A 21,604-nucleotide genomic window follows, 5' to 3' on the forward strand; every position below is an offset into this window, starting at 1 on the left:
CCCAGGAAAGGACCCGCGCCCCCATGAACCGTGCCCTCCGAGGCCTCCGCCCCGCCCCCGTACAGGCCCAGGTCCTGGTCGTCGGCGGCGGACCGGTCGGCATGCTCACCGCCGCCGAGCTCGGGCACCACGGCGTCGCCACCGTCGTACTCGAAGCCGAACCGCGGACCCTCGACCAGCCCAAGGCCGGCACCCTGCACGCCCGCACCGTGCAGGGCCTCGCCCGGCGCGGTCATCTGCCCGCCCACCCCGCGACCGAGGACCGGCTGCGCCGCAGTTCCGCCGACGCCTTCCACTTCGCGGGCATGCCGGGGCTCGTCATCACCGCACCGGCCACCGAGCCCGGACCCATCGTCGGGCGCTCGCAGGCCGACCTGGAGCGGGACTTCGAGCAGCGGGCCCGCGCCCGGGGCGTCACCGTGCTCCGCGGGCACCGCGTCACCGACATCCACCAGGGCCCCGACGCGGTCGAGGTGACCGCCGAAGGCCCGGACGGCGTACGGCGCTTCACCGCCGAGTACGTCGTCGGCGCGGACGGCGCCCGCAGCTTCGTGCGCGAACGGCTGGGCTTCCCCGAGGACACCCACCCCGCGACCGTGTCCGCCCTGCTCGGCCTGGTACGGCTGACCGACCCGGACCACGTGCCGTACGGCTGGCACCGCACCCCGCGCGGCTGGACGGTGGCGGGCGTCAACCCGTACGGGCACAGCCGGTTCATCACGATCGACTTCCGCGGCCCGCACCCCGACCGGCACTCCCCGCTCACCCTCGAAGAACTGCGCCACGAGGGCGAACGCATCCTCGGCCGGGACGTGCCGATGGCCGACCCGGTCTTCTTCTCCCGCTTCAGCGACTTCGCCCGCCTGGTGCGCGACTACCGCCAGGACCGGGTGTTCCTCGCCGGCGACGCCGCCCATGTGCACTTCCCCGTGGGCGGGCAGGGCCTCAACCTCGGTCTGCAGGACGCACTCAACCTCTCCTGGAAACTCGCCCACGCCCTCGCGGGCACCGCGGGCAAGGACCTCCTCGACACCTACGACGCCGAACGACGGCCCGCCGGACAGCGCGTCATCGACAACACCCGGGCCCAGCTGGCCCTCATGCGGCCCGCCCCCGGCCTCGACCCGCTGCGGGACCTCGTCACCGAGCTGCTCGGCCTCGACGAGGTGAAGGGCCGCCTCGGCCACATGATCAGCGCCCAGGAAACGGCGTACACCTCGCAGGGCGGCCTCGGCTCCCGCTGGGAGGGCCGCTTCCTGCCGAACCTGCCGCTCACCACGGACGACGGCCCGACCGACCTGATCCGGCTGCTGCTGCCCGGCCGCCCCCTGCTGATCCTGCTCGGCGAGGACGGCGGGGTCCACCGCGAACAGGCCGCGCGCTGGGCCCACGTACTGCACACGGTCCCCGCCACGAGCGCCGTCCCGTTGCCCTGGGACGCCGTCCTCGTCCGGCCCGACGGATACGTCGCCTGGGCCGCGGACGGCGGCTCGCTGGCCGACACGCTGCGCCAGTGGTTCGGCGAGCCCCGCTGACGGGCACGGCGAAGGGCGGGCACGGATACCCCGTGCCCGCCCCCTCCCGGCGCCGGATCAGCCGCGGTCCCGGCTCACCACCGCACGGGCAGCGACGTCGGGCGCCGCAGCACCGTCCCGTTGTCCCAGGGGACGTCCGCCGGGTCGACGGCCAGGGCCAGGTTCGGGAACTCCTGGGCCAGCCGCGTCAGTACGGCAACGATCTCCATGCGGGCGAGTGCGGCGCCCATGCAGTGGTGCATGCCGTAGCCGAACTGCAGGTGCCGCTTGGCCGGCTCGCGGTCGGGGTCGATGGTCAGCGGGTCCGGGAACGCCTCGGGGTCCCGGTTGGCGGCGAAGGCGTCCGGGTAGACCACGGTGCCCTGCGTCACGACGCCCTCGCTGGTCTCCAGGTCACGGCCGGCGATCCGGGGGAACGCGGAGATCGCCCCCAGCGGGATCAGACGGATCAGTTCCTCGGCCAGACGCGGGGCGATCGACGGGTCGTCGGCGAGCCGGCGCCACACCGCGGGCGCCGCGAGCAGCGCATACAGCGACTTGGTCAGCACGGACACGACGTTCTGGTCGCCGCCGAGCAGCGAGCCGAAGAAGATGCCGGTGAGTTCGGCGTCGTCCAGCGGCGGCTCGGCCCGGTCCCGGTCGCCGCGGAACCGGTCGATCAGGCCGCCGGGAACGACCGGCCGCTCCCCGGTCACCAGGTCATGGACGTAGCCGTACACCCGGTAGAAGTGCTCCACCAGGTCCGGCACGTCCTCGTGCGAGGCGATCTGCACGATCCGCGAGGACGGCCGGAAGTACGGCACGTCCTCGATCGGGAAGCCGAGGAAGTGCGCGTTGACGGTGACCGGGACCGTGTCGAGGAGGTCGGCGAAGAGGTCGGGGGACGCGCTGGAGCGCAGCCGCCGGATGCCCTCGTCCACCACCTCCGCGATCACCGGGCGCAGCCGTTCGGTGCCCGCGGCGCTGTAGTCGGCCGCGACGAAACCGCGGATGCGGGCGTGGTGCGGGGCGTCCAGGTTGAGCAGCAGTTCCTTGGGCATCACGGTCGGCAGGAAGCTCGGCCCGCCCTCGACGTTGGTCTCGGTACGGCCCGACGCCGGGTCGGTGAGCACCTTGTGCACGTCGGCGTAGCGGGTCAGGTGGGCCACCTTGTGGCCGCTCGGCAGCTGGATCAGCGGGACGCCGCCCGGACCGCGCTCGTCGAGCACGGTGAACGCCGGGACGGGGTCGAGGTGGGGTATGTCCGTGACGGTGACGGCCGCGGACGTGACGGTGGTGGTCATGTGTGCTCCGTGGGGAAGAGTGGTGCGTCAGACGAGCGCGGGCAGCCCGGTGAGGCCCGCCAGCTCGCGTACGGTCCGGGCGTTGTTGCGGAAGTGCACCGCGCGCCAGCCGACGGACCGCGCCGCGGCGCAGTTCTCGGCGAGGTCGTCGATCAGCACGCACTCGGCGGCCGGCACGCCGGCCTCCTTCTCCGCCCGCCGGAAGATCTCCGGGTCGGGCTTGCGGACGCCCACCACGCACGAGTCGACGATGCAGTCGACCTCGCCGACGGGTGCGACGATCGCGCGCCAGTAGGGCTCCCACTCGACGACGTTGTTGCTGAGGATCCCGACCCGGTAGCCGTGCTCCTTGGCGTGCCGGGCCGTCGCGACCATCACCGGATTGGCGCGGACCCCCTCGAACCACTGCCGGCCGAACTCCTCGAAGCGCGCACGGGACAGGTCGATGCCGGGGTGGGCCTCCCGCAGGACGCGGACCATCGCGCGTCCCCACTCGGCCTCGGTGAGCAGGGCCAGTTCGAGGGGTGCCAGGGGTTCGACGCCCAGCTCGGCCGCGACCGCGGCCAGCGCGGTCTTCATCTGACGTGGCGTGATGCCCGTACGCGCGTGGTACGAGTCGAAGAGCTCGTCGAGCGGCGGCGAGAGCACGCCACCGAAGTCGAACCAGATCATGGGCTGGGGCACTGCGGTGTCTCCTTGTGTCGCCCGGATACGGGATACGGGCTCTCAGGCGCCGACGGGGGCGGAGAAGAACCGGTTCAGCAGCGCCCCGCCGATCGGGCTGGTCAGAGCGAGGTGCACCCGGGCCCGGGCGATCTGCTCCTCCTGGGTCATGGTGATCTCGAAGGCCACCGTGTCCGGGGTCGGCGATTCCACCACCCGCACCAGGCAGTCCGTGGGCAGTTCGAACTCGCCGAAGCGGGTGAAGTCCGTCTCCACCCGCGTGAGCACCAGCCCCTGCGGCGAGAGGCCGAACAGCTCGTGCGCGGCGTGCACCGCGGACTGGCGGAAGCCCTCGAAGATCAGCGCGCCCGGGATGTGGTCGAGCGGGTGGTCGAAGAGGGCCGGGTTGGCCTGGTCGACGACGATCTGGGTGAGGACCTCGTGCTCGCGGACCTCGGTTTCGGACAGGACCACGTTGTGCGGGGAGACACGGCCGACGGACGCCGGCGGTACGCGGCGCCCCGTGTGGTGCGGGCGGGCGGTGTCGAGGTCGAGCAGGGCGCGGCCCTTCTCGCGCATCCGGTCCCAGGCCCGGCCGGGCATCCACTGGCAGGTGGTGCGCATGGTCGCGGCCTCGCGCCCGTCGACCGTGAGGACCATGTCGAGCGTGCTGCCGGTGACGACGCCGTCGCGGTGCTTCAGCCCCGCCTGCCGGGCGTGGATCCGCGCGTGGCCCGGCCGGGTGCCGATGTGCAGGGCGGTGAGGTCGGTGACGATCATCTCGCCGCCGTTGAAGATGAACTTCTCGTCGATCGCGGCGTCGAGGAAGGTGTGGGCGGCGTAGATCGACGCCTGGCGGAAGACCTCGACGAGGAGCAGCGGGTCGTAGACGGCCGGCGAGGCGATCTGGTCGCTGTAGTAGCTGTGCACGCGCGGGAGTTGCGCGGCGATGAGGTATTCGTCCTCGGCCACCCGGACCGAGTCCGTGAGGAACACCTCGCAGACGGCCGCTCGGTGCACAAGGGCCCGCGTCACGGTGCTCGCGTAACTGAGTTCGGTGGCCAGGGTCGTGGACATGGCTGAGTTCCCCCTCTTGCATGCAGGTACGTCTCCAAACGGAGGTACGCATATGACCGTACCTTGCGGAAGGGCCCGCCCACCGTGGCGTACGCCACTCCGGAGCCCTCGGACCCCGCCGCTTTAGCGAGACTTCAGCCGGTCCAAACCCGCCGACCGGCCGTGGAGTTGCCCCGAACGCGCGGCCCCGCACCGATAGGTGTATCCACCATACTTTCGGACGGGCGCCGGCCCGGCAACGACATGGACGCCTGCACTACCGGCCCCCTGCGCGGGTCCGCGGGGGCAGCCCGGGCGGGAACGGACGGGCAGACCTCACGCCCCCGGGAGACACCGCTGGGGTCGAGACCGGGGCGGCGGCCGCCGACCGGCACTAAAAAAATGCCCTCCGACCCGCGTTTCCGCAGGTCGGAGAGCATCTGAATGTGGAGCCTAGGAGATTCGAACTCCTGACATCTGCCTTGCAAAGGCAGCGCTCTACCAACTGAGCTAAGGCCCCTCGGAACTGGACGCACCCCTCCCGCGTGCGGGATGTGGTCGTTCCGCAGAACAGAGTACCGGGTCTACCCCCTCATCTCGCAAAATGATAGGGACTCCCGCCCTGCGACCACTCTCCGTAAGATGCTCGCGAGGTTCGCACCAGCGAAGGGGAGTAGTAAGAGTGGACGCAGTGCAGCAAGAGGCCACGGCCAGAGCCAGAGAGCTTCAGCGCAGTTGGTACGGGGAGCCGCTGGGAGCGCTCTTCCGTCGGCTCATAGACGACCTCGGCCTGAACCAGGCCCGTCTCGCTGCCGTACTCGGGCTGTCGGCGCCCATGCTGTCCCAGCTGATGAGCGGCCAGCGCGCCAAGATCGGCAACCCTGCGGTCGTCCAGCGCGTCCAGGCCCTCCAGGACCTCGCCGGACAGGTGGCCGACGGCAGCGTCAGCGCGGCGGAGGCGACCGACCGGATGGACGAGATCAAGAAGACCCAGGGAGGATCCGTCCTCAGCAGCAGCGGCCAGACCACCACCGGCTCCGGCGCACCCACCGTCAAGCGCGTGGTCCGCGAGATCCAGTCGCTGCTGCGCTCCGTCTCCGCGGCCGGCGACATCATCGACGCGGCGAACAGCCTCGCCCCCAGCCATCCGGAACTGGCAGAGTTCCTCAGGGTCTACGGAGCGGGCCGCACCGCCGACGCGGTCGCCCACTACGAGGCGCACCAGAACTGACACGCACGACGCGGACAACGGGTGACGGGGGACGGGCGCAGCGATGGGTGAGGTCTTCGCCGGCCGGTACGAGCTGATCGATCCGATCGGGCGCGGTGGCGCGGGTGCCGTATGGCGGGCCTGGGACCACCGCCGCCGCCGCTACGTCGCCGCGAAGGTGCTCTTGCAGAGCGACGCCCACACGCTGCTGCGGTTCGTCCGGGAGCAGGCGCTGCGGATCGACCACCCGCACGTACTGGCTCCCGCCAGCTGGGCGGCCGACGACGACAAGGTCCTCTTCACCATGGACCTGGTCGGCGGCGGCTCCCTCGCCCACGTGATCGGGGACTACGGCGCCCTCCCGCCCCGCTTCGTGTGCACGCTGCTCGACCAGCTCCTCTCGGGCCTGGCTGCCGTGCACGCGGAAGGCGTGGTGCACCGCGACATCAAGCCGGCCAACATCCTGCTGGAGGCCACCGGAAGCGGGCGGCCGCACCTGCGGCTGTCCGACTTCGGCATCTCCATGCGCAAGGGCGAGCCCCGCCTGACCGAGACCGACTACGTGGTCGGCACGCCGGGCTATTTCGCACCCGAGCAACTGATGGGCGCCGAGCCCGACTTCGCCGCGGACCTCTTCGCCGTGGGACTGGTCGCCCTGTACCTGCTCCTGGGCAGCAAACCCGACTCCCGGGCGCTGGTGGACCACTTCCGCGCCCACGGGACCCCGGACGCCCCGCAGGGCGTCCCCGCCGTGCTCTGGGACGTCATCGCGAACCTCCTGCAGCCCGACCCCCAGAGCCGCTTCCGGACCGCCACAGGGGCGCGCAAGGCCCTTGCCGAGGCCGTCCAACTGCTGCCCCCGCCCGCCCCGGACGAGGATCCGGTGGAGGTCTTCGACCAACTCGGCCCGCTCCCGCCCGGCTTCGGCCCCGACGGCCCGACGGGACCGGTCCCGCCCGCTCCCGGAACCCCGCCGTCCACCGCGCCCGCGTCCCCGCCGGTGTCCGCTCCCGCAGCCCCGCCGGTGTCCCCTCCCGCCGCCGCGCCGCCGTCCACCGCGGGCGCTCCCGCGCCGGGCGGGCCGGCCGCCGTGACGGTGGCCGCGGAACCCGTCCGTACCGACCCCCGCAGCTCCTCCGCCACGGCGCCCCCCGTCCCGCAGCAGGCCACCCCGGCGGCCCCGGCCCCCGCGTACGGGCCCCCGCCCTCGTACGGGCCTTCGGAGACGGGCAGCTTCCACCTGCCCCCGCCGGCCGTCCCCGCGGCCGCGCCGGTCCGGACGCGCGGCGCCGTCGGCCCGCCCCCGCCGAAGGCGGTGGCCTCGCTGCTCGCCGCGGCGCTGCTGTGCTTCGCGGTCGGCGTCTGGGCCCTCACGCAGATGTAGCGCCGCGCCCCCGCCGCCCGAGCCAGACCCAGCCGCCCAGCACCGCCAGCAGCACCGCCCCGGTGCCGAAGCCGGCGCCCGCCACGACGCGCATCAGCGAGCGGGTCCCGGCCGCCTCGGCGGCCTCCGGCGCCGTGAGCCCCTCCTGCGCCGCCGCCCGGTCGGCCGCCCCGACGGCGAAGCCGCCCGCGGCCGGATCGCCCTGGTACGCGGGCGCCTTCGCCGGGGTCCCGGTGACCTCCAGCCGCAGCGTCAGCGGGACGGGGACCGCGTCCTCGGTGAAGTCCGCGACCTTGCCGCCCATCGTCACGGCGACGTAGTACCAGCCCGCGACGCTCACCGGCTGGACCTCGCGGTCGCTGGAGAATCGGTTCGCGTAGCCGACGGGCGGGGTCTTCTCCAGGGTCACCCCGGCCTGCACCCCGTCGTAGGAGGTGCTCTTGCCCGCGACCTGGCCCCGGTACGGGGTGTAGAGGGTGACGGCCAGTCCGCCCGAGGCGGAGGTGAACTTCTTCGTCACCCGGGCCGCGGACAGCTCGGCCCCCAGGCCCAGCTGCTGCCCCCAGTCCAGCGGGACGCGGTACCAGCGGGTCTGCCCGGGCCGCATCTCGTCGCGCCACACGCCCGGGCCCAGGGCCCGCGCGTCGTTGAAGCCGGTGCCGCCGGCCCGGCCCACGGCCTCGGTGCCGGGCAACGACGGGGCTCCCGTGGGCAGACCGCTGGGCGCGGTGGTGGGCCCCCCGGCCGCGCGTCCGGGCTCGCGCTGGACCTTCAGCTCCAGCGGCCAGGGCCTCTGGTCGGAATCCTTGGCCGACGTCCGGGTGACCTTCGCGTAATAGACGCCGCCGGGCGCGCAGTCGGCGTCCTCGGCGCCCCGGCGGACCCCTGCGGCGGCGAGGGGCACCGCGTCGTAGCCGAAGGTCGCCCGGCCCGTGCTGCCCGGGCAGGAGCGCCCGGCGGTGGTCATGAGCTCCACCTCGATGCCGTCGCTGCCGGAGACCTCGGCGCCCGCCGGCGGCCTGACCACGGCGGAGACGTAGGTGTCGGAGCCGTCCTTCTCCAGGACGAGCCGGTAGAGGCGCTCACCGGGCCCGATCGTGTCCCCGTAGGTCTTCCCGGCCTCGATGAGCGGGGCGTCCGCCGTGGACGGCCCGCCCTCGACCGGCCGGGCGCCGTCGGCGGCGCGGTAGACGGGCAGGGGCCGGGGCGCGGTCCCGTCGGCGTACGCGGTCACGGTGACGCCGGACGCACCGGTCACCGCCATGCTGAGGGCCGCCGCCCACACCGTCGTCCGTGCCCGACCCATCACGACCCCCGAGTTCGCTACCGCAAGCCAAATCTTTGCATAACGCAAGTTTTCGTCACAGAACAGCACAAAGCCCCGGCCGCAGCGGCAGCCGGGGCTTCATGAACTCAGCCTTCGGTCTCACACACCGGAACCAGAGGGCACGGAGTCGGTTGCCTCCGTCCACAGGTCCTGCTCGGCGCGGTCCGCCTGGATCTGGCGGTACACGAGGAGCCCGCCGATGGCGGCCAGTGCGACCAGGAGCAGCTTCTTCACCGCGCGACCTCGTCTTTCGTTGACGTAGGGGACTTCTGGCGCCCAACAATACACACCGACCGATACCGATCGGTGACCTGCCGGTGCGCCAACTGGCCCAACGACGAAGACCCCCAGGCCTTGGCCTGGGGGTCTTCGACACTGTGGGGCTAACAGGATTTGAACCTGTGGCCTCATCCTTATCAGGGATGCGCTCTAACCAACTGAGCTATAGCCCCATCCGCGCTGCGCGCTGACTCCTGAAGATTAGCGCACAGACCCGGTCAGGCCAAAATCCGTTCCCGGGGGGCGTCTGCGCAGGTCATCCGACCCCTCGCAGCCGCTCCTCCGGGAGGCCTACTCGTCCTCGGCGAGGGTGAGCTCGACGCCGCCGACGAAGCCGGCCGACAGGTTGTAGATGAACGCGCCCAGCGTCGCCAGTGCCGTCGCCAGCACCACGTCGATCACCGCGATCACCGACGTGAAGATCAGCACGCGCGGCAGCGACATGAACGCCTGCAGGTCGAAGCCGTTGCCCTCGTTCGACCCGGTCGCCTCGCTGATGGTGCCGCCGACGGTCGAGAAGACGCCCATGGCGTCCATGACCATCCACAGCACGGCCGCCGCCACGATCGTGCAGATGCCCAGCGCGATCGACAGCAGGAAGCTGACCTTCATCACCGACCACGGATCGGCCTTGGCCACCCGCAGCCGCGCCTTGCGCGTCCTGGGGGCCGTACGGACCGGCGTGCGCGGCTTGCGCTGGGTGGCGGGCGCACCGCCGCCGCGCGGCGCACCCGGGCCCGCGGGCGCCGCGTAGGCCTGCGGCGGCTGGTACGGCTGCGCGGGCTTGTCCGCGCCTGCGACGGCCTCGGCCCCGGTCTCCTCCGGCGCCTTCGGCCCTCGGGTGTCCGTCACGGTTCCCCCCTGGGAGTCCGCGGCGGGGCCACGGGCACCGTTCGCTCCAGTCTTGGCCGGTCCGGCGCCCGTGGCTCCACTCACGACTTACTCCTCGTGCTCCCCGGCCGAAGGCTGCGTGCCCTCGGCGGCCTCGGCGGCCGGTGCGTCGGCCGCCTCGGTCTCGTTCTCGTCGACCTCGACCTCGTCAGCTTCCTGACCGGCCTCGGCGTTACGGGCGATGCCGACCACGGCATCGCGCTTGCCCAGGTTGATCAGCTGGACGCCCATGGTGTCACGGCCGGTCTCCCTGACTTCATTGACGCGCGTGCGAATCACACCACCGCTGAGCGTGATGGCGAGAATCTCGTCCGTTTCGTCCACCACGAGCGCCCCGACGAGCGACCCGCGGTCCTCCACGATCTTCGCGGCCTTGATACCCAGACCACCACGACCCTGGACGCGGTACTCGTCGACCGGCGTCCGCTTGGCGTAGCCGCCGTCGGTCGCGGTGAAGACGAACGTACCGGGCCGGACGACGCTCATCGAGAGCAGTTCGTCTCCTTCTCGGAAACTCATGCCCTTCACGCCCGACGTCGCACGGCCCATCGGGCGCAGCGCGTCGTCGGTCGCCGTGAAGCGGATCGACTGCGCCTTCTTGCTGATCAGCAGCAGGTCGTCCTCGGCGGACACCAGCTCGGCGCCGATCAGCTCGTCGTCGCTGCCGTCCTCGGTCTCCCGCAGGTTGATCGCGATCACGCCACCCGAACGGGGCGAGTCGTAGTCCTTCAGCGCCGTCTTCTTCACCAGGCCGCCCTTGGTGGCCAGGATCAGGTAGGGCGCCGCCTCGTAGTCGCGGATGGCGAGGATCTGCGCGATCTTCTCGTCCGGCTGGAAGGCCAGCAGGTTCGCGACGTGCTGACCGCGGGCGTCGCGGCCGGCGTCCGGCAGCTCGTACGCCTTGGACCGGTAGACCCGGCCCTTGTTCGTGAAGAACAGCAGCCAGTGGTGCGTGGTGGAGACGAAGAAGTGGTCGACCAGGTCGTCCTGCTTCAGCTTCGTGCCGCGCACGCCCTTGCCGCCGCGCTTCTGCGAGCGGTAGTCCTCGGTCTTGGTGCGCTTGACGTAGCCGCCGTGCGTGATCGTGACGACGATGTCCTCTTCGGCGATCAGGTCCTCGATGGACATGTCACCGTCGAAGGGCACCAGCTTCGAACGCCGGTCGTCGCCGAACTTCTCGACGATCGCGGCCAGTTCCTCGCTGACGATGGAGCGCTGGCGCTCCTCCGAGGCCAGGATCGCGTTGTACTCGTTGATCTTGGCCTGGAAGCTCGTCGTGCTCGGCGACGATCTTCTGGCGCTCCAGGGCCGCGAGGCGGCGGAGCTGCATCTCCAGGATCGCGTTCGCCTGGATCTCGTCGATCTCCAGGAGGCCCATCAGGCCCTCGCGCGCGATCTCGACGGTGTTGCTGCGCCGGATCAGCGCGATGACCTCGTCGATCGCGTCCAGCGCCTTGAGCAGACCGCGCAGGATGTGCGCGCGCTCCTCCGCCTTGCGCAGGCGGAAGCGCGTACGACGGACGATGACCTCGATCTGGTGCGTCACCCAGTGGCGGATGAAGGCGTCGATCGACAGCGTGCGCGGCACGCCGTCCACCAGTGCCAGCATGTTCGCGCCGAAGTTCGTCTGCAGGTCGGTGTGCTTGTAGAGGTTGTTCAGCACGACCTTGGCGACGGCGTCGCGCTTGAGGACGATCACCAGGCGCTGGCCGGTCCGCGAGGACGTCTCGTCGCGGACGTCGGCGATGCCGCCGACCTTGCCGTCCTTGACCAGGTCGGCGATCTTCTGCGCGAGGTTGTCGGGGTTGGTCTGGTAGGGGAGCTCCGTGACCACCAGGCACTGGCGGTTCTGGATCTCCTCGACCGCCACCACCGCGCGCATCGTGATGGAGCCGCGACCGGTCCGGTACGCCTCCTCGATGCCCTTGCGGCCCACGACCAGGGCGCCGGTCGGGAAGTCCGGGCCCTTGATGCGCTCGATGAGCGCGTCCTGGAGCTCCTCGTGCGTGGCCTCCGGATTGGCCAGGTACCACTGCGCGCCGTCCGCGACCTCGCGCAGGTTGTGCGGCGGGATGTTGGTGGCCATGCCGACCGCGATACCGGCGCTGCCGTTGATCAGCAGGTTCGGGAAGCGCGCCGGCAGGACGGTGGGCTCCTGGTTGCGGCCGTCGTAGTTGTCCTGGAAGTCGACGGTCTCCTCGTCGATGTCCCGGAGCATCTCCATGGCCAGCGGCATGAGCTTGCACTCGGTGTAGCGCATCGCGGCCGCCGGGTCGTTGCCCGGGGAGCCGAAGTTGCCGTTGGAGTCCACCAGCGGCATGCGCATCGACCACGGCTGGGCCAGGCGGACCAGGGCGTCGTAGATGGAGCTGTCACCGTGCGGGTGGTAGGTGCCCATGACGTCGCCGACGACGCGGGCGCACTTGTAGAAGCCCTTCTCGGGCCGGTAGCCGCCGTCGTACATCGCGTACAGCACGCGGCGGTGCACCGGCTTGAGGCCGTCGCGCACGTCCGGCAGGGCGCGCGAGACGATGACGGACATCGCGTAGTCGAGGTAGGAGCGCTGCATCTCCGTCTCGAGCCCGACGGGCTCGATGCGCAGCTGCGGCTGCTCCTCCGCGGGGTTCTCTGCGGTGGGAGTGGTTTCGTCGGCCATTGCTGGTCAGAAGTCCTTTCAGGCGGCGGTCAGCGGAGCCGACTCAGATGTCGAGGAAGCGGACGTCCTTGGCGTTGCGCTGGATGAAGGAGCGCCGCGCCTCGACGTCCTCACCCATCAGCACCGAGAACAGGTCGTCGGCCTGCGCCGCGTCGTCCAGCGTGACCTGGCCGAGGACGCGGTGGTCCACGTCCATGGTGGTGACGCGCAGTTCCTCGGCGTTCATCTCGCCCAGACCCTTGAAGCGCTGGATCGAGTCTTCCTTGATCCGCTTGCCGTTCTGCTTGCCGAGCTCCACCAGCGCGTCGCGTTCGCGGTCCGAGTACGCGTACTCGAAGTCGTCGCGACCCCACTTGATCTTGTAGAGCGGCGGACGGGACAGGAACACGTGACCGGCCTCGACCAGCGGCCGCATGAAGCGGAACAGGAAGGTCAGCAGGAGGGTGTTGATGTGCTGGCCGTCGACGTCGGCGTCCGCCATCAGGATGATCTTGTGATAGCGGAGCTTCTCGATGTCGAAGTCCTCGTGCACACCGGTGCCGAAGGCGCTGATCAGCGCCTGGACCTCGGTGTTCTGCAGGATCTTGTCGATGCGTGCCTTCTCGACGTTCAGGATCTTGCCCCGGATCGGCAGGATGGCCTGGTACATCGGGTTGCGGCCGGACTTCGCCGAACCGCCGGCGGAGTCACCCTCGACGATGAAGATCTCGCACTTGGTGGGGTCGTTCGACTGGCAGTCGGACAGCTTGCCCGGCAGGGAGGCGCTCTCCAGCAGGCCCTTGCGGCGCGTCAGGTCGCGGGCCTTGCGGGCCGCGACGCGGGCCGTCGCCGCCTGGATGGCCTTGCGGACGATGTCCGCGGCCTCGACCGGGTTGCGGTCGAACCAGTCGTTGAGGTGCTCGTGGACGACCTTCTGCACGAAGGTCTTGGCCTCCGTGTTGCCCAGCTTGGTCTTCGTCTGCCCCTCGAACTGGGGCTCGCCCAGCTTGACCGAGATGATCGCCGTCAGACCCTCGCGGATGTCCTCGCCGGCGAGGTTGTCGTCCTTCTCGCGGAGCAGCTTCTTGTCCCGCGCGTAGCGGTTGACCAGACCGGTCAGCGCCGCGCGGAAGCCCTCCTCGTGGGTGCCGCCCTCGTGCGTGTGGATCGTGTTCGCGAAGGAGTAGACCCCCTCGGTGTACTGCGAGTTCCACTGCATCGCGATCTCGACCGAGAGCATGCGCTCCTTGTCCTCGGCCTCGACGTCGATGACGGTCGGGTGGATCAGCTCGCCCTTGCGCGAGTTGAGGTACTTCACGAAGTCGACGATGCCGCCCTCGTAGTAGTACTTCACCGTGCGCGCGGTGGGCTCGGCCGTGTCCGCGTCGGGGTCGTCCGCGCCGACCGTGGCCTTCGCCGACTCGCGCTCGTCCGTCAGCGACAGGGTCAGGCCCTTGTTGAGGAAGGCCATCTCCTGGAAGCGCCGCGACAGCGTCTCGAAGGAGTACTCGGTCGTCTCGAAGATGTCGCCGTCGGCCCAGAAGGTGACCGAGGTGCCGGTCTCGGCCGTCTCCTCGTTCTTGGCCAGCGGGGCCGTCGGCACGCCGAGCTTGTAGTCCTGGGTCCAGCGGTGGCCGTCCGTCCTGACCTCGACCGCGACCTTGGTCGACAGGGCGTTCACCACGGACACGCCGACGCCGTGCAGACCGCCGGAGACGGCGTAGCCGCCGCCGCCGAACTTGCCGCCCGCGTGCAGGACCGTCAGGACGACCTCGACGGCCGGCTTCCCCTCGGACGGAACGATGCCGACCGGGATACCGCGGCCGTTGTCCACGACGCGCACCCCGCCGTCGGCGAGGATCGTCACGTCGATGGTGTCCGCGTGCCCGGCCAGGGCCTCGTCGACCGAGTTGTCGACGACCTCGTAGACGAGGTGGTGCAGACCACGCTCACCCGTCGAGCCGATGTACATACCCGGCCGCTTGCGGACCGCGTCCAGGCCCTCGAGGACCTGGATCGCACTGGCGTCGTAATTCTTCTCGTTGGAGTCGCCGGAATCGGCCACGAAGCGCCCTTTCTGGCACAGCGCAGCCCCTGCTCCGGACCCAGCAAGTGCGCCAGCGGAGCGGCCGCGTCGATCTGCGTTGTCTGCGTGATCCCGCAAATGGGCGGGATTGGCTCCAGTCTACCGGTACCACGGACATGAATGGGGGTTTGCCGGTACCTGAGTCCGCATGTGCCGCCCTGAACCTCCTCTCTCCGACTCCCCACATCCGGACAGGGGCTCAAAGAGGCTCACACGGGCACCCAGCGCTTCGGCCTGTCAACCTCCGGCTACCGTGAGGGACGCCACCCGCCGACGCGGGCACGCCGGCCGCCCACGGGTGCTACTCACCCGTAGGTATCGCCGGGTCCGGTGCTCCCCGGAGCCCGCCAGGGGCCGTACCCCTTCGGGCGTCCGCCCGGTCCCTGCACCTTGATCAGGCGGACCGTGCCCTGCCCCAGATCCGCGTTCAGCCGCGCCACCAGCTGCGGGGCCAGCAGCTTCAGCTGCGCCGCCCACGCCGAGGAGTCGCACCTCACGACAAGCTCACGGTTCTCGTACCGCTGCGGTTCACAGTGCGCCGCGATCTCCGGGCCGACGATCTCCGGCCAGCGCTCCATCACGCCCGCCACGGCCATCGGCATCTCCCAGCCGCGCTCGGTGCGCAGCCGGTCCAGCGCCGCCATCAGCGGCATCGGGTCCCGGCCGTCCGCGCGGGCGCCCGAACGCAGCCCCGGCTGCTGCTGGCGCTTGCGGCCGGCCGCCGCGTTGCCCCGGGCCCGCGCCTGCTCGCGGGCCGCCGCGAGGGCCTGGCGGGCCAGGTCCACCCCGGAGGCCTCCGGGGTCCTGCGGCCCTGCCGCGGATCCTCGTCCTGCCGCGGATCCTTGCCGTGCTCGTTCACAACCGGGTCACCTCACCGCCGGACACCCCGAACCGCGCTCCCACCAGCACACCGGGGACGTCGTCGTCCACGGCCGCCGTCACCAGTACCTGCTCACCCGGCGCCACCAGCTCCGCCAGCCGCTCCCGGCGCCGCGCGTCCAGTTCCGCGAACACGTCGTCCAGGACCAGCACCGGCTCGCTGCCCTCCGAGCGCAGCAGCTCGTAGGAGGCCAGCCGCAGGGCCAGCGCGTACGACCAGGACTCCCCATGGCTGGCGTAGCCCTTGGCGGGCAGCTCGCCCAGCCGCAGGAGCACGTCGTCGCGGTGCGGGCCGACCAGCGTCACGCCCCGCTCGATCTCCTGCTTGCGCACCTCCCCGAGCGCGGCGAGGAGCACCTCGTACAACGCCTCCCGGCCGCGCGCCGCACCACGGTCGACGCTCTCGCCGGCCGAGCTCCTGTACGTCAGCCCCAGCGGGCCGCCGCCGGGCGCGAGCTGCTCGTACGCCTTGTCCGCCAGCGGCAGCAGCGTCGCGATCAGGTCGAGGCGCTGCGCCAGCAGCTCCGCGCCCGCGCGCGCGAGGTGCTGGTCCCACACGTCGAGGGTGGACAGGTCCATCGAGCGGCCGCCGTGGCGGCGGGCCATCGCCGCGGACTTCAGCAGGGTGTTGCGCTGCTTGAGCACGCGCTCGTAGTCCGAGCGGACCCCGGCCATCCGCGGCGAACGCGCCGTGACCAGGTCGTCGAGGAACTTCCGCCGCTCGCCCGGATCGCCCTTGACCAGGGCCAGGTCCTCCGGCGCGAACAGCACCGTCCGCACGATCCCCAGCACGTCCCGCGGTCTGACCTGCGAGGACCGGTTGATCCGGGCCCGGTTGGCGCGGCCGGGGTTCAGCTCCAGCTCGACGAGCTGCTGGCGCTCGCCCTGGGTGACGGCCGCGCGGATCACGGCCCGGTCCGCGCCCATGCGGACGAGCGGGGCGTCCGAGGAGACGCGGTGGCTGCCGAGGGTCGCCAGGTAGCCGACCGCCTCGACGAGGTTGGTCTTGCCCTGGCCGTTGGGCCCCACGAAAGCCGTGACGCCCGGGTCGAGGGGAACCTCGGCCCGGGCGTACGAGCGGAAGTCGGCCAATGAGAGATGCGAGACATGCATACGGCGCCGACCTCCCCCGGCTTTCCACTGCTCTCTGGTGCTGTGCTGCTGAACTGCTACTTCTTCTCGACCGCGTGGCCGCCGAACTGGTTGCGCAGCGCGGCGATCATCTTCATCTGCGGCGAGTCGTCCTGCCGCGAGGCGAACCGCGCGAACAGCGAGGCCGTGATCGCGGGCAGCGGCACGGCGTTGTCGATCGCCGCCTCCACCGTCCAGCGGCCCTCGCCCGAGTCCTGCGCGAAGCCGCGCAGCTGCTCCAGGTGCTCGTCCTCGTCGAGGGCGTTCACGGCCAGGTCCAGCAGCCAGGAGCGGATCACGGTGCCTTCCTGCCAGGAGCGGAAGACCTCGCGGACGTCGGTGACCGAGTCCACCTTCTCCAGGAGCTCCCAGCCCTCGGCGTAGGCCTGCATCATGGCGTACTCGATGCCGTTGTGGACCATCTTCGCGAAGTGGCCCGCGCCGACCTTGCCGGCGTGCACGGCGCCGAAGTCGCCCTCGGGCTTGAGGGCGTCGAAGATCGGCTGGACGCGGGAGACGTGGTCCTTGGCGCCGCCGTACATCAGGGCGTAGCCGTTCTCCAGGCCCCACACACCGCCGGAGACACCGCAGTCGACGAAACCGATGCCCTTGGCCGCCAGCTCCTCGGCGTGCTTCTCGTCGTCCGTCCAGCGGGAGTTGCCGCCGTCGACGACGATGTCGCCGATCGAGAGCAGCTCGGCCAGCTCGTCGACGGTGGACTGCGTCGCAGCGCCGGCGGGGACCATCACCCACACGACGCGGGGGGCCTGCAGGCTGTCCACGAGTTCCCGGAGGCTGTGGACGTCCGCGAGGTCCGGGTTGCGGTCGTATCCGATGACGGTGTGGCCTGCGCGGCGGATGCGCTCGCGCATGTTGCCGCCCATCTTGCCGAGACCGACGAGACCAAGCTCCATCAGGTGGTTCCTTAAGCGTTGTGGCCGTCTTTGCCGGGGCTGCCCCGGCACGTGTCCGCGCGGGACGGGCGGGGGCCTCCCACCGGGTCCGAGCCTACGCCGGGCCGCGGCGACGGGCCCCGCGGGCGCTCCATGCGACCGGTCCGGCTTTCCGGCTTTCCGGTTCTCCCGGAGCCCTCCCCAGCCTGTGGACGACGGCGGGCCCGGTCCGCAGCAGCGTGCGAGACCGGGCCCGGCGTCGACGGGTGGGGCGTCAGCCGGACAGGCGCACCGGCATGATCAGGTACTTGTAGGCCTCGTCGGCCTCCGCGTCGACCGCGGGGCGGCCGCTGAGGAGCGCGGGCTTGGTCGACGTGGTGAAGCTGAGCTGGGCCACCGGGGACGCGATCGCGCTGAGGCCGTCCAGCAGGAAGGTCGGGTTGAAGGCGATCGAGATGTCGTCGCCGTCGAGCTGCGCGTCGACCCTTTCCACAGCCTGTGCGTCGTCGGAGGAGCCGGCCTCCAGGATCAGCACCCCCTGCTCGAAGCTCAGGCGGACGGGGGTGTTGCGCTCGGCCACCAGGGCCACGCGCTTGACGGCCTCGACGAACGGCGCGGTCTCGATCACGGCGACGGAGTTGAACTCCGTCGGGAAGAGCGTCCGGTACTTGGGCAGGTCGCCCTCGAGGAGCCGGGTGGTGGTGCGGCGGCCGGCGCCCTCGAAACCGATCAGGCCCTCGCCCGCGCCGGAGCCGGAAAGCGCCAGAGTGACGGTGTCACCGCTGGTCAGCGAGTTGGCGATCTCCTGGAGCGTCTTGGCGGGCACCAGGGCCACGGCCGACGCCTCCGGGTTCTCGGGCTTCCACAGGAACTCGCGGACCGCGAAGCGGTAGCGGTCGGTGGAGGCCAGGGTGACGCGGTCGCCCTCGATCTCGATGCGGACACCCGTCAGCACCGGCAGCGTGTCGTCGCGGCCCGCGGCGGTGGCGACCTGCTTGGCGGCGGCGGCGAAGACCTCGCCGGGCACGGTGCCGGTCGCGGTGGGCATCTGCGGCAGGGCCGGGTACTCCTCCACAGGCAGGGTGTGGAGGGTGAACCGCGAGGAACCGCAGACCACGGTCGCCCGTACACCGTCTGTGGAAATCTCCACGGGGCGGTTGGGGAGGGCGCGGCAGATGTCGGCGAGCAGCCGGCCGGAGACGAGGACGGTGCCGTCCTCCTCCACGTCCGCCTCGACCGAGACCCGCGCCGAGACCTCGTAGTCGAAGCCGGAGAGGCTCAGGGTGCCTTCCTCGGCCTTGAGCAGCAGGCCCGCGAGGACGGGCACCGGCGGCCGGGCCGGGAGGCTGCGGGCCGCCCAGGCCACCGCCTCCGCGAGTACGTCGCGCTCCACCCGGATCTTCACCGGAACCGCCTCCTGCTGTTGCTCGCTCGTCTGCCGGCCTTCGTCGTCGGCTCGTCGATGCCTCGACCGATGCCGGGGACCAGTCTGACGTACGGCGCCGACACTCGGTGCGGCCGGCGGTCAAGTCGGGAGCGGAGCGTCGGGGCGGGCGACCGACGAGTTGTGCACAGGGCCTGCTTGAAAACCGAAACCGGCCTAACTCTCCATGGGGGTAGTAGTAGGGCCTGTGGAAACGGTGGATAAGCCCGTCGTCGCAGGTCAGACCGCATTTTTTATCCACCGGGCCTGTGGGTGGCGCCGGTGGACAACCCGGTGCTCCTGTGGAGAACGAAAAGTTCTGCACAGGCTGTCCCCAGGTGCCCCTGGTTACTCCACAGGTGTGTCCCCAGCTTTCCCCCGGTACTCCACAGCCCAAACGTCTACATCCGTGTGACGGCTTTCACTCCGGGCGGTGAGAGGGGGTGGCGGGTTGCCGAACAGTGGACAAGGGTGTGGAGAAGTCCGCAGAACCTGTGCACAGCATGAGGGAACCTGTGGGGTGGCGGTGGACAACGTCGTGGACAGGGCTGTGGAGAAGATTTTCGTCCACAGGCTGTGGATAGCGCTTGCGCACAAATCCACAGGGTGCTGACCAGGGCTGATGGATCCTCACCAGGCAGCCCTGTGGACAGATTGTGGGTGACGCGGGCGGTCCCCAGGGTGTGGACGGAAGAAAGTCGCCGAATCTGTGGATGAGTTGCTCCGCGGGGGGCGTATTCGAACAGGTCAGGGGCGCACGCACGAAGAAGGGCGCCCCCGTTGTGGACCGGGAGCGCCCTCGAAAAGCGTTTGAAGGGGCCTGTCAGCCGTTCTTGATGCGGTTGGTGAGCTCGGTGACCTGGTTGTAGATGGACCGCCGCTCGGCCATGAGCGCGCGGATCTTGCGGTCCGCGTGCATGACCGTGGTGTGGTCGCGGCCGCCGAACTGCGCCCCGATCTTCGGCAGGGACAGGTCGGTGAGCTCCCGGCACAGGTACATCGCGATCTGCCGGGCGGTGACGAGGACCCGGCTGCGCGAGGAGCCGCACAGGTCGTCCACGGTCAGACCGAAGTAGTCCGCGGTGGCCGCCATGATGTCGGTGGCCGTGATCTCCGGTGCGCTGTCCTCGCCGCCGGGGATGAGGTTCTTGAGGACGTCCTCGGTGAGGCCCAGGTCGACCGGCTGGCGGTTGAGGCTCGCGAAGGCCGTGACCCGGATCAGCGCCCCCTCCAGCTCGCGGATGTTGCGCGAGATGCGGGAGGCGATGAACTCCAGTACCTCCGGCGGGGCGTTGAGCTGCTCCTGGACGGCCTTCTTGCGCAGGATCGCGATGCGGGTCTCCAGCTCGGGCGGCTGGACGTCCGTGATCAGGCCCCATTCGAAGCGGTTGCGGAGCCGGTCCTCGAGGGTGACGAGCTGCTTGGGCGGCCGGTCGGAGGAGAGGACGATCTGCTTGTTGGCGTTGTGGAGCGTGTTGAAGGTGTGGAAGAACTCCTCCTGCGTCGACTCCTTGCTCGCGAGGAACTGGATGTCGTCGACGAGCAGGATGTCCATCTCGCGGTAGCGCTTGCGGAACGCGTCGCCCTTGCCGTCGCGGATCGAGTTGATGAACTCGTTCGTGAACTCCTCGGAGCTCACGTACCGCACGCGGGTGCCGGGGTAGAGGCTCCGCGCGTAGTGCCCGATGGCGTGCAGCAGGTGCGTCTTGCCCAGGCCCGACTCCCCGTAGATGAAGAGGGGGTTGTAGGCCTTCGCCGGCGCTTCGGCCACGGCCACCGCGGCGGCGTGCGCGAAGCGGTTGGACGCTCCGATCACGAAGGTGTCGAAGAGGTACTTGGGGTTGAGCCGGGCGGTCGGCTCCAGCGGGCCCGAGGTGGAGCCGCCGGACGGCGCCGGCGGCGCTGCCGGCCGGCCGGGGGCCTGGCGGGAGGCCGGCTGCTCGTAGGACTGCTGCTCGTACTGATGGCTCTGGTGCGCCTGGTGGGACTGGTGCGACTGCTGCTGCTCGTACGGGGACTGCTCGTACTGCTGCTGTTCGTACGGCTGCTGTTCGTACGGCTGCTGGTCGAAGGAGCCCTGGTCGTACTGCTGCTGGTCGTAGCCCGAGGGTTCCGCCTGCTGGAGGTAGCCCGGCTGCGGGGAGGCGTAGGGGTCGCGCTCGGGGAAGCCGCCCAGGCGCGGCTGCTGCCAGCCGTAGTCGTCCTGCTGGCCGCCGCGGGGCCAGGCGCCGGGCTCGGGGCGCGGCTGCTGGTAGTCCGGATAGGCCGGGCGCGCCGTGGGGAGCTGGTCGTCCGCGGGGCCGCCGCCGGGGCCGCCGCCGCCCTGGCGCTGGCCGCCGTACGGCTCGTAGCCGCCCTGCTGCGGGGCGGGCGGGGCGGAGGGGGCGGGTTCGCCGGCCGAGTCGTCCACGGTGATGGCGATCCGGATGGGGCGGCCGCACTCGCGGCTGAGCGCATCGCTGATCAGCGGGGCGAGGCGGCCTTCGAGGACGCGCTTTCCCCATTCATTGGGGACGGCCAGGAGGGCGGTGTCGGCGACGAGGGCCAGGGGCTGGCACCGCTCGACCCACTGCTTGTCCTTGGGCTCGATGCCCGGCTGTCCCTCCCCGAGGAGCTTTTCCAGCACCCTTGGCCACACTGCGGCAAGATCGGCAGGTACGTCAGCCACAGAGCACGCTCTCTCACAGGGGTCCCACGAATGTGTGGTTCTTTGGGACGGTCGGGACAAAAAATCCGGGGTCAGGCAACGGTAGTCAGGCCAGAGGCTGCGGTTCAAGTCGTTGTCCACAGCCTGTGCACAGTGCGGGGTCGGGCAGGCTCGGTTTGACCGGATGGCGTAGCCGCGCGTACCGTAACGAGGTCGAGTTGTCGATGGCTGCTGCCGCCTGCCTACCGATGGGCGAAGGTCACTGATAGTGATCAATTAGC

Annotated in this window: 15 protein-coding genes, 2 tRNA genes and 1 pseudogene; 3 read left to right on the forward strand and 15 right to left on the reverse strand. The window is 70.8% G+C overall.

All coding sequences use genetic code 11. From position 1 onward, the window contains the following. Positions 1 to 23 precede the first annotated feature (23 nt). Positions 24 to 1,535: an FAD-dependent monooxygenase gene (locus AC2RP6_RS20300; protein WP_486447479.1), complete on the forward strand. Its 1,512-nt coding sequence runs from the start codon at positions 24 to 26 to the stop codon at positions 1,533 to 1,535. A 74-nt stretch (positions 1,536 to 1,609) separates the two neighbouring features. Here AC2RP6_RS20300 and AC2RP6_RS20305 read toward each other — a convergent pair whose 3' ends face one another. The 4 genes from AC2RP6_RS20305 to AC2RP6_RS20320 form a co-directional block, all read right to left on the reverse strand. Beyond that, entirely contained in the window at positions 1,610 to 2,818 is a 1,209-nt protein-coding gene (locus AC2RP6_RS20305) for a cytochrome P450 (protein WP_486447480.1), read from the reverse strand. Positions 2,819 to 2,845: 27 nt separating this feature from the next. Beyond that, positions 2,846 to 3,502, reverse strand: coding sequence for an HAD family hydrolase (locus AC2RP6_RS20310; protein WP_486447481.1), 657 nt, complete (start codon positions 3,500 to 3,502; stop codon positions 2,846 to 2,848). A gap of 42 nt (positions 3,503 to 3,544) precedes the next feature. After that, complete coding sequence (locus AC2RP6_RS20315) at positions 3,545 to 4,558, reverse strand: ScbA/BarX family gamma-butyrolactone biosynthesis protein (RefSeq protein ID WP_486447482.1); 1,014 nt, start codon at positions 4,556 to 4,558, stop codon at positions 3,545 to 3,547. 426 nt (positions 4,559 to 4,984) lie between these two features. Beyond that, positions 4,985 to 5,057 (reverse strand) — tRNA-Ala (locus AC2RP6_RS20320). Between the two features lie 162 nt (positions 5,058 to 5,219). Between AC2RP6_RS20320 and AC2RP6_RS20325 the strand changes: the two genes are divergently transcribed. Then, positions 5,220 to 5,768 (forward strand): helix-turn-helix domain-containing protein, encoded by a 549-nt coding sequence (locus tag AC2RP6_RS20325; protein ID WP_030647515.1) that lies wholly within the window; start codon positions 5,220 to 5,222, stop codon positions 5,766 to 5,768. 43 nt (positions 5,769 to 5,811) lie between these two features. Next, positions 5,812 to 7,131 carry a serine/threonine-protein kinase gene (locus tag AC2RP6_RS20330; protein ID WP_486447483.1) on the forward strand — a complete coding sequence of 440 codons (1,320 nt, stop codon included), beginning with the start codon at positions 5,812 to 5,814 and terminating at the stop codon, positions 7,129 to 7,131. Here the strand turns inward: AC2RP6_RS20330 and AC2RP6_RS20335 are convergent. From AC2RP6_RS20335 to dnaA, 11 genes and pseudogenes are all read right to left on the reverse strand, one after another. Continuing rightward, positions 7,118 to 8,437: a hypothetical protein gene (locus AC2RP6_RS20335; RefSeq protein WP_486447484.1), complete on the reverse strand. Its 1,320-nt coding sequence runs from the start codon at positions 8,435 to 8,437 to the stop codon at positions 7,118 to 7,120. The two genes, AC2RP6_RS20330 and AC2RP6_RS20335, sit on opposite strands and share 14 nt — an antisense overlap. A gap of 120 nt (positions 8,438 to 8,557) precedes the next feature. After that, positions 8,558 to 8,692, reverse strand: a complete 135-nt coding sequence (locus AC2RP6_RS20340; protein WP_208809277.1) for a DLW-39 family protein — start codon at positions 8,690 to 8,692, stop codon at positions 8,558 to 8,560. 144 nt (positions 8,693 to 8,836) lie between these two features. Further along, positions 8,837 to 8,910: transfer RNA gene (locus AC2RP6_RS20345), tRNA-Ile, on the reverse strand. A 118-nt stretch (positions 8,911 to 9,028) separates the two neighbouring features. Continuing rightward, the gene (locus AC2RP6_RS20350; RefSeq protein ID WP_486447485.1) at positions 9,029 to 9,589 is read right to left on the reverse strand and encodes a DUF3566 domain-containing protein; all 561 of its coding nucleotides are present in this window, start codon (positions 9,587 to 9,589) and stop codon (positions 9,029 to 9,031) included. An 87-nt stretch (positions 9,590 to 9,676) separates the two neighbouring features. Then, a pseudogene (gene gyrA, locus AC2RP6_RS20355) lies at positions 9,677 to 12,284 on the reverse strand (DNA gyrase subunit A). A 43-nt stretch (positions 12,285 to 12,327) separates the two neighbouring features. Beyond that, on the reverse strand, positions 12,328 to 14,349 hold the full coding sequence (gene gyrB / locus AC2RP6_RS20360) for a DNA topoisomerase (ATP-hydrolyzing) subunit B (protein ID WP_486450389.1): 2,022 nt from the start codon (positions 14,347 to 14,349) through the stop codon (positions 12,328 to 12,330). 305 nt (positions 14,350 to 14,654) lie between these two features. Beyond that, the gene (locus AC2RP6_RS20365; RefSeq protein WP_486447486.1) at positions 14,655 to 15,209 is read right to left on the reverse strand and encodes a DciA family protein; all 555 of its coding nucleotides are present in this window, start codon (positions 15,207 to 15,209) and stop codon (positions 14,655 to 14,657) included. Then, positions 15,206 to 16,342: a DNA replication/repair protein RecF gene (gene recF / locus AC2RP6_RS20370; RefSeq protein ID WP_486447487.1), complete on the reverse strand. Its 1,137-nt coding sequence runs from the start codon at positions 16,340 to 16,342 to the stop codon at positions 15,206 to 15,208. The genes AC2RP6_RS20365 and recF overlap by 4 nt, the downstream gene beginning before the upstream one ends. A gap of 56 nt (positions 16,343 to 16,398) precedes the next feature. Beyond that, positions 16,399 to 17,274, reverse strand: coding sequence for a phosphogluconate dehydrogenase (NAD(+)-dependent, decarboxylating) (gnd, locus tag AC2RP6_RS20375; protein WP_486447488.1), 876 nt, complete (start codon positions 17,272 to 17,274; stop codon positions 16,399 to 16,401). A 253-nt stretch (positions 17,275 to 17,527) separates the two neighbouring features. Then, positions 17,528 to 18,658 carry a DNA polymerase III subunit beta gene (gene dnaN / locus AC2RP6_RS20380; protein WP_350990382.1) on the reverse strand — a complete coding sequence of 377 codons (1,131 nt, stop codon included), beginning with the start codon at positions 18,656 to 18,658 and terminating at the stop codon, positions 17,528 to 17,530. An 841-nt stretch (positions 18,659 to 19,499) separates the two neighbouring features. Beyond that, positions 19,500 to 21,464 (reverse strand): chromosomal replication initiator protein DnaA, encoded by a 1,965-nt coding sequence (gene dnaA / locus AC2RP6_RS20385; RefSeq protein WP_486447489.1) that lies wholly within the window; start codon positions 21,462 to 21,464, stop codon positions 19,500 to 19,502. Positions 21,465 to 21,604: the final 140 nt, after the last annotated feature.

This window comes from Streptomyces sp. WAC03905, assembly GCF_057371075.1.